12 protein-coding genes are annotated in these 12052 nt (G+C 46.6%); 5 read left to right on the forward strand and 7 right to left on the reverse strand.

Going from position 1 to position 12052, the window contains the following annotated elements; all coding sequences use genetic code 11:
• Positions 1 to 55: 55 nt before the first annotated feature.
• From J0L70_RS20640 to lysA, 4 genes are all read right to left on the reverse strand, one after another.
• Complete coding sequence (locus J0L70_RS20640; protein ID WP_287455713.1) at positions 56 to 796, reverse strand: Uma2 family endonuclease; 741 nt, start codon at positions 794 to 796, stop codon at positions 56 to 58.
• 26 nt (positions 797 to 822) lie between these two features.
• Positions 823 to 1584, reverse strand: coding sequence for an undecaprenyl pyrophosphate synthase (uppS, locus tag J0L70_RS20645; RefSeq protein WP_287455714.1), 762 nt, complete (start codon positions 1582 to 1584; stop codon positions 823 to 825).
• Between the two features lie 57 nt (positions 1585 to 1641).
• Positions 1642 to 2613, reverse strand: coding sequence for a diadenylate cyclase CdaA (cdaA, locus tag J0L70_RS20650; protein ID WP_144056368.1), 972 nt, complete (start codon positions 2611 to 2613; stop codon positions 1642 to 1644).
• Positions 2614 to 2691: 78 nt separating this feature from the next.
• Positions 2692 to 4071 carry a diaminopimelate decarboxylase gene (gene lysA, locus J0L70_RS20655; protein WP_287455715.1) on the reverse strand — a complete coding sequence of 460 codons (1380 nt, stop codon included), beginning with the start codon at positions 4069 to 4071 and terminating at the stop codon, positions 2692 to 2694.
• A gap of 240 nt (positions 4072 to 4311) precedes the next feature.
• Here lysA and J0L70_RS20660 point away from each other — a divergent pair, with 240 nt between their 5' ends.
• Complete coding sequence (locus tag J0L70_RS20660; RefSeq protein ID WP_242044781.1) at positions 4312 to 4530, forward strand: DUF2281 domain-containing protein; 219 nt, start codon at positions 4312 to 4314, stop codon at positions 4528 to 4530.
• 105 nt (positions 4531 to 4635) lie between these two features.
• On the opposite strand, the gene J0L70_RS20665 is transcribed toward J0L70_RS20660, so the two are convergent.
• Both J0L70_RS20665 and J0L70_RS20670 read right to left on the reverse strand, forming a co-directional pair.
• The gene (locus tag J0L70_RS20665) at positions 4636 to 5079 is read right to left on the reverse strand and encodes a GNAT family N-acetyltransferase (RefSeq protein WP_287455716.1); all 444 of its coding nucleotides are present in this window, start codon (positions 5077 to 5079) and stop codon (positions 4636 to 4638) included.
• Positions 5080 to 5495: 416 nt separating this feature from the next.
• The gene (locus J0L70_RS20670) at positions 5496 to 6242 is read right to left on the reverse strand and encodes a DUF6683 family protein (RefSeq protein ID WP_287455717.1); all 747 of its coding nucleotides are present in this window, start codon (positions 6240 to 6242) and stop codon (positions 5496 to 5498) included.
• 377 nt (positions 6243 to 6619) lie between these two features.
• Between J0L70_RS20670 and rimI the strand changes: the two genes are divergently transcribed.
• The 3 genes from rimI (at position 6620) to mscL (ending at position 10512) form a co-directional block, all read left to right on the forward strand.
• Positions 6620 to 7270 carry a ribosomal protein S18-alanine N-acetyltransferase gene (rimI, locus tag J0L70_RS20675; RefSeq protein ID WP_287455718.1) on the forward strand — a complete coding sequence of 217 codons (651 nt, stop codon included), beginning with the start codon at positions 6620 to 6622 and terminating at the stop codon, positions 7268 to 7270.
• Positions 7271 to 7437: 167 nt separating this feature from the next.
• Positions 7438 to 9906 (forward strand): ATP-dependent Clp protease ATP-binding subunit, encoded by a 2469-nt coding sequence (locus J0L70_RS20680; protein WP_017289117.1) that lies wholly within the window; start codon positions 7438 to 7440, stop codon positions 9904 to 9906.
• 195 nt (positions 9907 to 10101) lie between these two features.
• Positions 10102 to 10512 carry a large conductance mechanosensitive channel protein MscL gene (mscL, locus tag J0L70_RS20685; protein WP_190653301.1) on the forward strand — a complete coding sequence of 137 codons (411 nt, stop codon included), beginning with the start codon at positions 10102 to 10104 and terminating at the stop codon, positions 10510 to 10512.
• Between the two features lie 112 nt (positions 10513 to 10624).
• Here mscL and J0L70_RS20690 read toward each other — a convergent pair whose 3' ends face one another.
• Positions 10625 to 11218 carry a peptidoglycan-binding domain-containing protein gene (locus J0L70_RS20690; RefSeq protein WP_026148756.1) on the reverse strand — a complete coding sequence of 198 codons (594 nt, stop codon included), beginning with the start codon at positions 11216 to 11218 and terminating at the stop codon, positions 10625 to 10627.
• A gap of 104 nt (positions 11219 to 11322) precedes the next feature.
• Here J0L70_RS20690 and lepB point away from each other — a divergent pair, with 104 nt between their 5' ends.
• A complete protein-coding gene (gene lepB / locus J0L70_RS20695) occupies positions 11323 to 11949 on the forward strand; it encodes a signal peptidase I (protein ID WP_287455719.1) in 627 nt (208 codons plus the stop codon).
• The last annotated feature ends 103 nt before the right edge of the window (positions 11950 to 12052 follow it).

A 12052-nucleotide genomic window follows, 5' to 3' on the forward strand; every position in this document is an offset into this window, starting at 1 on the left:
GTTTAGAGCGTAGCCGGATCAAGACCGCGATCGCGAAGAAATCACGATCGCTCAACTATCCAAGCGTATCCGGATCAATTCCACGACTGCGTAGCTGTTCTCGTAATTGTTCAAGTTGTTGTTGTGCAGCTTCAGCTTGGCGTTGTGCAATTTCAGCTTGGCGTTGTGCAGCTTCAGCTTGGCGTTGTGCTAATTCTGTCCGCTCATCCGGGAGAAGATAACGATCGCCTTGCTCGTTGTACCAAAAGACCCATTCCCGCTCAATGCCCAGATAAGTTGCACGCTCTCGCCCAATCCCTAAACCGATTTCCGGCATCCAACAAGGAGATTGGGTCGAAAGCAACATATATTCGCCATTGACTAATTTATAAACTTCAAGCGGTGGCTTTCGACGGCGGCGGCTGGAATATACGACGTAATACAGCACCCCCATTTCCTGATACATGAGTTTTTTAGTGCTGTATTCACCTCGGTAATTCTGCGAAACGACTTCTAAAACAAAAATTGGAACGACACCTTCTTCCCACAAGGGATAACTGAGCCGCAAATCTTCATCGATAAACCGCTCAACTCCCAAACTGAGAAATCCGTCCGGCACGATCGCAGGTTCTTCTGGATCGTAATAAATTCCCATACGAATGCCAAAGAACCAATCAAACCGATCAGACCACAAATCACCCAAAGATTCTTTCAGCAATCTGGGAATTGTCGCTTGAAGTTCACTAACAGGCTTATCTCTTGAATCTGGCAACTCTTCAGACGAGAGATATTTATGAGAAGGGTTGTACTTAAACATTAGGATGCTTCAGCGCTACCTTGATCCTAAAGTTTCTTCCCAACCTTGCCGAATCGTCTTTCACGTTGCTGATAAGAGATTAGAGCTTGATGAAATTCAGCTCGATCGAAGTCGGGCCATAACGTATCGGTTACATACAACTCTGCATAAGCAGCTTGCCAGAGCAAGAAATTACTGAGCCGCATTTCTCCGCTAGTGCGAATCATCAGATCCGGATCGCAAATTCCCGCAGTATACAAATGCCGCTCAAATAAGCTCTCATCAATATCATCTGGCTGAATCAAACCTTGTTGGATTTGAGTGGCGATCGAGCGACATGCCTTAATAATCTCCTGTCGTCCACCGTAATTCGTTGCGACCGTAAACCGAATTCCCGGATTATCTTTCGTTTCTAAAACCGCCCGTTCGATCTCCGCCTGCAAACTCGTGGGCAGCGCATCCAAATTACCAACAAATTGAATCCGGACATTTTCTTCCTTCATTTCACGCAGCTCTTGCCGCAAGACTCGTTCAAACAAAGTCATCAAGAATTCCACTTCTTCGAGTGGGCGTCCCCAATTCTCAGTTGAGAATGCATAAGCCGTTAAGGCTTCAATTCCCCAATCGCGACAGCAGCGAAGTAAATCTTTCAGCACATCTACACCACGTCGATGCCCCATAATTCGAGGTCTACCCTGCCGTTTTGCCCACCGTCCATTTCCATCCATAATCACCGCGACGTGGTGGGGCAAGCGATTGCGGTCTAGATCAGCAGGTAAATCTTGTAAAATTTTGTGCTTGGCAGTCATTGTGGTTTCGGGGGAACGCCGATGAAAGGGGTTAAAGTCAACTTGGTTTTAGCAGAATTAAGAGTCGCCTCGCTTACGTTCATTCCGAATCCGGCGGTCTTTTAAACTACCTTCGTTAAATAAACGCGAGAATAAGAATACTGCCTTTGTTCGGAATTGACGACCGAGACTTTTCAGATCGCGCGTGACAGGTTCGCGATCGCCCGACTGTGAAAACCGTTCTTCTAGAAGCTCCTTTAGTTTACTGCTGGTTAAGGGACGATTTAACATTCCGCGTTCAGCCAGCGAAATCGACCCAGTTTCTTCAGAAACGACGACACAAATACAATTTTCTAATTTCTCAGTAATGCCCATGGCAGCCCGGTGCCGAGTCCCAAGTTGCCGAGATGCTGTCTTTTCCGATAGCGGCAAAATTACCCCGGCGGCAATCACGCGAGACCCTCGAATTAAAACCGCTCCATCGTGTAAAAGTGTCGTAGTTTGAAAGATCGTTTGTAGGAGTTCTTTAGAGATTTCGGCATTCAGTTTAACACCCGGAACTGAGAAATCTCGTTCGTCGATCGCAGTTCCGGTCTCGATAATAATTAAAGCTCCAGTACGATTTTGAGAAAGTCCTTTCACCGCTTCGACAATCTCATCGGTCACACTATCTGAACTGGGTAAATTTCGATTGGACGGTTGAAAAAGTTGCGTGATTTCTCCTCGTCCCAATTGCTCAAGAAATCGGCGGAACTCAGATTGAAGAATAAACGCCATTGCTACGGCTGCCCCAACCACCAGATTATTGAGGACAAAACTCAGCAAGGCTAAATCCATGCGACGACTGACCGCCGCCGCGAGCATCAAAATAATAAATCCCCGCACCATCCAGAGGGTACGTCTTTCTCGTCCGATGATCACGAGCATCACGTAGGTCAGCGCCAAGACTAACCCGACATCAACGAGAAATCGGAGATTTTCAAAAACGAACTTGAGTAGGGAGGTCAAAGCAGAAGGAATAAAGAGTAAGAAACTAAGGGCTTGGGTCATTGTATACAAGCTTAGAGGGGAGACTTGCAATTGAATTTCCATCTCTGCTCATCCTCACCCTTTATCCTTCATCCTGCTTTATTTCAATCTATCCGGGACGCGATCGTTGCGAATCAAGTCGGCATAAGTTTCTCGTTCGAGGATAATGCTCGCTTCTCCTTCATACACGAGAACTGCTGCCGGACGAGTCAACCGATTGTAGTTCGATGCCATGCTGTAATTGTAGGCTCCCGTTGCCATCACGACGAGAATATCTCCCGGTTGTGTTTGAGGCAGCGAAATATCTTTGATTAAGACATCTCCGGATTCACAATGTTTTCCAGCGATCGTGACTGTCTCTTTTGGCTCAGCAGACATCCGATTCGCAACCACTGCACGGCATACAGACTGATAGGTGATCGGTCTCGGATTGTCTGACATGCCGCCATCGACACTGATATAAGTGCGAATTCCTGGCACCGTTTTGCGTCCACCGACCGTGTAAGCCGTGACGCAAGAAGAACCGATTAGCGATCGACCTGGTTCACAGAGCAATTTCGGCAGCGGCATATTTTCTGCTTCACAGGCTTTGACCATCGATTCTGCAACAATCTTCACCCATTCATCAATGCTAGGTGGATCATCGCTTTCGTTGTAGCAAATCCCTAAACCGCCACCAATATTCACTTCAGAAACATTCAAACCGTATTGAGATGCTTTCTTCACCCATTGCAGCATGACGCTGGGCAAATCGCGATGTGCTTGCAGCTCAAAAATCTGTGAACCGATATGAGCATGCAAGCCTGTCAATTCAAGATTTGAATTCTGACTGATGAACTGGAAAATATCTTCGACGTGATTGGGATCGAAGCCAAATTTACTGTCCAAGTGCCCGGTGCGGATATATTCATGCGTATGGCAATCTAATCCGGGCGTAATTCTCAGCATGACTCGGATGAGACGCTCAGCATTCATCTGCGCCAATCGTTGCAGTTCAAGCTGATTATCAACAACGATCGTGCAACCGGATTTCACGGCATATTCTAATTCAGCGATCGACTTGTTATTTCCGTGCAGATAAATCTTGCTTGGATCGGCTCCAACTTGTAGTGCGGTATAAAGTTCGCCTCCAGTTGCCACATCGATCCCCAGTCCTTCCTGAGAGACGATCGAGCAGACTGCCAAACAGTTCCAAGCTTTTGAGGCGTACAACACCTGCGTCTCTGCGGGATAGTAGCGGCGAAACGCATCGCGATATTGTTGGCAAGCCGTTCGCAAGCCTGTTTCATCTAAAACATAGAGCGGAGATCCGAAATGTTTGACCAGTTCAGTCAAGTCACAGCCGCCGACTTCGAGATGATCGCGATCGTTGACCTTCGCGGTCAGGGGCATGAGAAATTGATTGGGAGAGCGATCGGAACCGGAATTTGGGAGATATTGACGACCAGAAGCGGTCGTTGCAATCGGAGTCGATACCATGCGTGAGTCCTCAATGCTGGCAGGTGTTGTAGCTAGCTTTTTTTGCAGTATCTACCAGTTTACAATTGAGGGCTTTGGATTTAAGAGTAATTTCTGATTGCAGATTGATCGATCGTCTCTATTCCAGATTGATTGCACTCCAAATTAAGTCGCTGTAATTCGTCGATCGCTTCTCAGTCTGAAATTTCGAGGTGCGATTGGGTCGATCGTATTAACTCACACGCTTCTGTGTAGAGTGAAATGAAGCCTACTGCAATTACCTCTATGCAAGCGAAAGAACAATTGCTGCATGAAATTGACGAGATCCCTGATTTCTTGCTCGAAGAAGTTCTAGATTTTGTTCAATTTCTGAAATCAAAACATTTGCGGAACAAACTTGAAATCAGTGAGATGAGTGAGACAGTTCTCGCGAAGGACTGGCTTAGACCGGAGGAGGGCGAAGCTTGGCAAGATTTGTAAAGGGCGATGTGGTGATCGTGCCGTTTCCGTTCTCGGATTTGACAAATGCAAAACGGCGACCCGCTAAGTTCTAGCCACATTCAAGATAACGATCTAGATTTTGTGTCAGATTACCAGCCTATTAATTTCTGATAGTTGCTTGATAAATAAAACCCTATCTTCTCCTGAGCCATCGTAATCTGGATGGAAAGGCACTCCATTTCTCTCAGCATGACTAGGTTCAGCTTCAAATCCCAAGCGTAGATGATAAGCGATCGAGTCTTGATTAACCGGGGAAGTTACACACCTAACTCGAACCCGATCAAACCTTTGCACCACTTGAAAGAACTGTTGATACAAAGCACTTCCTACACCTTGCTTTCTAAAATCCGGGTGAATTCCAACAAAGTGAATATATGCTTCTTCCGAGTGACTCTGCGATAAGAAGCCAATTAAAAAACCAATGATTTTTTGATCAATTTCTGCGATGAAACTTGTTTCACAGAAGTGAACAAAAAAGAGTTTAGGGAGCATATCCCTCATCTGCCTTCCGCCCCACCATTCATTCACAACACAAATAATGGATTGATAGTCACTGGGCTGCACATTCCGAATTTTCATGCGATTTCATTCAAATCGTTGCGATTTCAGATTGGATTGATGCTAGCTCAAACGGTAACAGCTTGATTGATTCTGGATACAGCCTCAGAGATTCATAGGTTCTTTCATCTCGATCGACTTGACTTCGATACAATCAGATCCATCCGTCTAGGCTCTATCCTTGTGAATTCCATCACGCTCCAAACGATCGATCATTCCCTCCTCCCCCAAAGTCCTCGAACTCGATCAAACTTGTTGCAACGGACTTTGGACAATCGAAGGGTATCACCGAGAAGTAGACAGCCTCAATCGTGAATTAATCGCACTCTGTATCTGGGGATCGCTTGATTGGATATGGCGTGACCGTTTTGTATCAGATTTGTTCTTTAGCGCAGTTCTAACCCTGTCGCCGTAAAGCGCAACCGATCTGGGCGCACTCCCAAGGCAGTTTCGAGAGAAACTCCAGCGATCGAACGGTAGGTTTCGAGCAATTCTTGGTCTTTTTCCTCGGTTGCTACTGTATAGCCCGCTAGAGGCAGAGTCGCCATCAGAACAAAGGTTTCATAGAGCTTTTGACGCTCTTGGCTGTTCAGTGCTTTGAAGGTTGCCGAAGAACCGAAGGCAGCATCGACGTTAGCTTGGAGATTCATCAGCGCAGTTTCACTAGGTTCCTCGCCGTAATGCACCATGTAGCAGACCCCTACCAAGTAGGTGAATGCCATCGCGACATTGTTAGGGCGACCCAGACGTTGGGCTTCTTGCTCGAAGGCAGTGAAGCCCCCGATAAAGGTTTCGTTCAACTGACTTACTATAGTGGGGTCGTTGCTCAAGCTCTGAGAAAACTGCGTCACCAGCAGGCGTTGCGGACTGGAGCTAAAGCTTGTTTGTGGGGCAGTTTGAGCTTGGGCGCGGGCAGTGGTTTGCGCACTCCGGTCACTGTTGTTGCGCCGATTGATGCCATCAAGCCGTGTCTGAGTTTCACGAACCATTGCAGCATTTTTCTGGATGCTGAGGTAGGCATTCATGTTGCTGAAGCTGAGACTGCTAGGTGCGCCAAACTGAGCCGAAGCTGGGCTACCAAAGCCAGCAGTGATGAAGACGGTTATGAGGATGGCACGAATGGATGGGTTCATCGGTTCTTCTGTTATGGGTCTTGAAGTTTACACAGTTGAGAACTTGAGCATTACAGCACCCTGCGCCAAAACGATCGCATAGAAGGCTTAAAACTTTTGCCTTCACATAATTTCCTTAGCTGAGGAAAGATCCAGTCTAAACTTTTCTAGAACGAGTGTCCAGGAGTAATTTATACAGTAAACAATGATGAGTTATCGCATCTTCTCATTTACCAATCAGCGTTGACGCGATCTCATCAACTTGTCTAATTGCTGCTAATTTCAACCAGGGCTTCACCTGATTTCAAAAGCTCTCATGCTTCTGGCAATGCTACCCTTAAAATCTCCTGCATTCGCGAGTTGAAAGTCTTGCCTCAAGCATCTCTCAAGCCCACATCGTGAGTGATCAAAATTTTCTCATATCGATCGCACTTCGATACAATCAGATCCGTTCTGTTCATCCTATCCCTGTGAATTCCATTACGCTACAGACAATCGACCACCCGCTCCTCCCTAACGTCCTCGAACTGGATCAAATTTGCTTCAATGGACTCTGGACGATCGAAGGATATCAGCGAGAAGTAGACAGCCCAAATAGTGAATTAATCGCGCTCTTATCTGGGGATCATTTAATTGGCTATGGATGTTTCTGGGCGATCGTAGACGAAGCGCACATTACCATTCTCGCGATTCATCCCGATGATCAACATCAGGGATTTGGACAATTGATCTTACTGGCATTGCTCGAGCGGGCGCGTCAACGCCAAATGAAACACGCTACGTTAGAAGTTAGAATTTCTAATGAGGCTGCAATCTCTTTATACGAAAAGTTCCAGTTTAAAGTTGCAGGTCAGCGTAAGAATTACTACACTGATACGGGCGAAAATGCCTTAATTCTCTGGCGTGGTCAACTACAAACAGCAGAATTCGAGGATTCTCTAAAGGAAAAGTGGCAACAAATTCGCGATCGACTCCACCAGCAACAATGGACACTCAGCGATCCTGAAGCTTTGCTGAACCTGAAAAAAACCAGCTTGACTTCTCCCTAAAGATTCGATAACAATCTGCCTTTGGTAGTAAATCACACAATTTCAATTCATTCTAACGGCAGGATTTCGTTCGGTAATCCTCCCATTTGCCTGTTTCGGAACTCCGTAACCGGAGAGTTCGGCTATGCTAGAATCAGACCTACGCAGCAGGTGAATGGAAATACGCCATGTTTGAACGCTTCACAGAAAAAGCCATTAAGGTGATTATGTTAGCCCAAGAGGAAGCACGCCGCTTGGGTCATAACTTTGTGGGTACAGAGCAGATCCTCCTGGGTCTGATTGGAGAAGGAACGGGTGTCGCTGCCAAAGTTCTCAAATCGATGGGAGTGAACCTCAAGGACGCTCGGATTGAAGTTGAGAAGATCATTGGTCGCGGTTCCGGCTTTGTGGCAGTGGAAATTCCGTTTACCCCACGGGCAAAGCGCGTTTTGGAACTCTCGCTTGAGGAGGCTCGCCAACTCGGTCACAATTATATTGGAACCGAACACCTGCTCTTAGGATTAATTCGAGAAGGTGAAGGCGTTGCCGCCAGGGTGTTAGAAAATCTAGGCGTTGACCTCTCGAAAGTTCGTACTCAAGTTATTCGGATGTTAGGCGAAACCGCCGAAGTCACTTCGGGTGGTAGCCAAGGTCGCACCAAAACCCCGACCTTAGACGAATTCGGCTCGAATCTGACGCAGATGGCAGCCGAAGGCAAACTCGATCCCGTGGTCGGTCGCCAAAAAGAAATCGAACGAGTCATTCAAATCCTGGGTCGTCGGACGAAGAACAACCCCGTGTTAATTGGTGAGCCTGGGGTGGGTAAAACCGCGATCGCTGAAGGACTCGCTCAACGGATTGCCAATGATGACGTTCCTGACATCTTAGAAGATAAGCGCGTCGTCACCCTCGATATCGGTCTACTCGTGGCAGGAACCAAGTACCGAGGCGAATTCGAGGAACGCTTGAAAAAAATCATGGATGAAATCCGCTCTGCCGGAAATGTCATCCTGGTCATTGACGAAGTTCATACCTTAATCGGTGCAGGCGCGGCAGAAGGCGCGATCGACGCTGCCAACATTCTGAAGCCAGCCCTTGCCCGAGGTGAACTGCAATGTATTGGTGCAACGACGCTCGATGAGTATCGGAAGCACATTGAACGCGATGCAGCGCTCGAACGCCGCTTCCAGCCTGTCATGGTGGGTGAACCTTCGGTCGATGAAACGATCGAGATCCTCCGAGGCTTACGCGAACGTTATGAGCAGCACCACAAGCTGAAAATTTCAGATGAAGCGCTAGAAGCAGCCGCGAAGCTATCCGATCGCTATATCTCAGATCGATTCTTGCCGGATAAAGCGATCGACTTGATCGACGAAGCAGGCTCGCGCGTGCGGTTGATTAATTCTCAATTGCCGCCCGCTGCAAAAGAACTCGATCGCGAACTGCGTCAAGTCCTGAAAGACAAAGATGATGCAGTCAGATCTCAGAATTTCGACCGGGCAGGTGAACTGCGCGATCGCGAGATGGAGATCAAAGCGGAAATCAGAGCGATCGCTCAAACCCGCAAAACCGAAGCGACCGATGAAAATGCTTCTCCGGTCGTCGGCGAAGATGACATCGCGCAAATCGTTGCCTCCTGGACAGGCGTTCCGGTGAACAAACTTACCGAATCTGAGTCTGAGAAGCTGCTGCACATGGAAGATACGCTGCACACTCGCTTGATTGGTCAAGATGAAGCGGTGAAAGCAGTATCGCGTGCAATTCGCCGCGCACGGGTGGGCTTGAAGAATCCCAATCGCCCGATCGCGTCCTTTATCTTCTCTGGTCCGACTGGGGTAGGTAAAACCGAATTGACGAAAGCCTTAGCAGCTTACTTCTTCGGATCTGAAGAAGCGATGATTCGTCTCGACATGTCAGAGTTCATGGAGCGTCACACCGTTTCTAAACTGATCGGTTCGCCTCCTGGATATGTCGGCTACAACGAAGGCGGTCAATTGACTGAAGCGGTTCGTCGTAGACCGTACACCGTTGTGCTCTTCGACGAAATCGAGAAAGCGCACCCCGACGTGTTCAACATGCTGCTGCAAATCTTGGAAGATGGTCGTTTGACCGATGCTAAGGGACGCACCGTAGACTTCAAGAACACACTCTTGATCATGACCTCGAACATTGGTTCTAAGGTGATCGAGAAGGGTGGCGGTGGACTTGGTTTCGAGTTCTCTACCGAGAACGAATCGGAATCGCAATACAACCGCATCCGCTCCTTGGTGAACGAAGAACTGAAGCAATACTTCCGTCCTGAGTTCTTGAACCGACTAGATGAAATTATCGTCTTCCGTCAGTTGAACAAGGCAGAAGTCAAAGAGATCGCGGACATCATGCTCAACGACGTGTTCAAGCGTTTGAAAGAGCAAGGAATTACGCTGCAAGTCACAGAGCGGTTCAAAGACCGCCTCGTTGATGAAGGCTACAATCCGAGCTATGGTGCACGTCCGCTCCGTCGAGCCATTATGCGATTGCTTGAAGACTCGTTAGCAGAAGAGATTCTGTCCGCACGGGTGAAAGATGGCGATATTGCGACGGTTGACGTAGATGAGAATGGACAAGTGAAGGTACTTCACGGTCAAGAGCGAGAATTGCTGCCAGCAGCCGAATAAGTTCTAATTCTTGAATAGTAAAAGCGGTAGAAAGACAACTCTTTCTACCGCTTTATTTTTTTGATGCTAACTATAAGAAATATCAGATCCTTGAAAAACTGCAATAACTCTCGTCTTATAATACGCGAAAGTAGAAAATGATTCAGTTAGCAGATTGAGTCATTTCTAGTGTGAAAGTTGAGGATAAATTGACTTATGGCAAGAAGTAGTTTTTGGGCTGATTTTCAGAAGTTTCTCATGCAAGGAAATGTTATTGACCTTGCAGTTGCAGTCATTATTGGTACTGCTTTTGGCAAAATTGTGACTTCGTTTGTAGAGGATATTATTACTCCGTTAATTTTGAATCCTGCTCTGAAAGCTGCCCGAGTCGATAGCTTGCAGAATCTTTCGTATGAAGGCATCAAGTATGGAGTTTTTCTTGCATCGGTTATCAATTTCCTAGTGATTGCTCTTTCGATTTTCTTGATGATTCGCGCGTTTGAGAAAGCAAAGCGACGTTTTTCCCGGCAAGAAGCGATCGAAGAAGCCGCAGCACCCGATCCATTGTTAGTTTCTCAAGAACGTTTGACCAATGCGATCGATCGTTTGGCTTCTAAAATGAACTAATTGAATTTCACGATTGAACGATCGCAGTTCACTTTTGAGAATCGCGATCGTTCTTTTTAAAGTTAAACCTGAATGAAAAGTTAAGAATTTTAAGACCTCCAACTTCTCGGACTTAAGGAAGTCTTGCAAACACTTCGCGAATAAATTCTTGATCATTAATTTGTCGGGCTTGGAGACTCTGTTTCAAAGTGATTAAATCGCTTTTCAGTTTGCGAAGTTCATTCAGTTCGGAAGTGGGAGTCGGAGTTGGAGATACGACACCTTTTGCATCATCATTTAAGCGTCTCCGAACTGTAAGTGTCGCAATTCCTGTAACAGGAAGTTTGCGAGTTCTTTGATAAGTTTTAACAGCACTATAAGTCGTGCGGCGGTAGTTGCCGCTCAGCTCAATATCGACTTTCAAAACGATTTTGAGATTGTTTTGTAGAATTCTCACCGTCTTCTCGATCGAACTTCTCAAATCTGCACCATCGTTTCCGGTTGCTGCCATGTTGCTATCCAATTGGTATTGCAGAATCGCAGCACGGGTGTAGTCGTCTAAATTCGATAAGACTCGTAGCGAAGTCGTGTCACAGTTAATCGCACCGAGAATGTCACGATCGCAAGCATTCACGCTATTTCCTAACCCATCAAGTCCTCTAGGACCTAGATAGTATCCCAGTCCATCGAGATTTTCTCGTAGGTCTTGAAGTGAAGTGATTGGCATAGAACGATGCTCCTGAATTTTGCACGTTTTTACAGACAATTCAGTTTCTATTTTGCTACAAGAAAGCCTGGTCAAAATCGGTAAAGAAGTGGAAGAGAGATAAAATGTCCAAAGACCAAGTTAAACGTGCCATGACTCCCGAAACCAAAGCCGAACCTCAAAATCTTCCTGCTTCAGATTCTCCGCCCAAATGGAAAATCTGGTGGGAGAACTTCCAAATTCTATTTATTGCCTTGATTTTGGCTTTGCTCGTGAGATCGTATGTGGCAGAACCGAGATTTATTCCATCTGATTCGATGGTTCCGACGTTACGAGTGGGCGATCGCTTAGTCGTTGAGAAATTGTCGTATCGATCGCATCCACCAGAATTTGGCGACATCATTGTCTTTGATCCACCCCCTCAGTTACAAGAACTTGGATATTCTAAAGATCAAGCCTTCATCAAGCGGATCATTGGCAAGCCTGGGCAAACGGTCGAGATTAAGTCTGGAAAAGTATTTGTCGATGGTCAGGTCTTACAAGAACCGTATATTGCTGAAGCGCCGAGGTATACGATGCGACCTGCAGCTGTTCCAGCAGATAGCTACTTTGTGATGGGAGACAACCGAAATAATAGTAATGATTCGCATGTTTGGGGCTTTTTGCCCAAAGATTTTATCTTGGGTCGCGCTTGGATCCGGTTTTATCCATTCGACCGCATTGGACGAGTTAGTATTGATACCAGATCATAATGTGAATTTTGCGTGAAGTTTTTCAAAAAAGCCTGTCGTAAAAACGGAGTACACGAATCAGTAGAAACCGAACTTGCTCTACTTGTTTCCTAAATCACTTGAA

The sequence above is a fragment of the Leptolyngbya sp. UWPOB_LEPTO1 genome (assembly GCF_017302695.1).
Taxonomy (GTDB): Bacteria; Cyanobacteriota; Cyanobacteriia; order Leptolyngbyales; family Leptolyngbyaceae; genus Leptolyngbya; species Leptolyngbya boryana.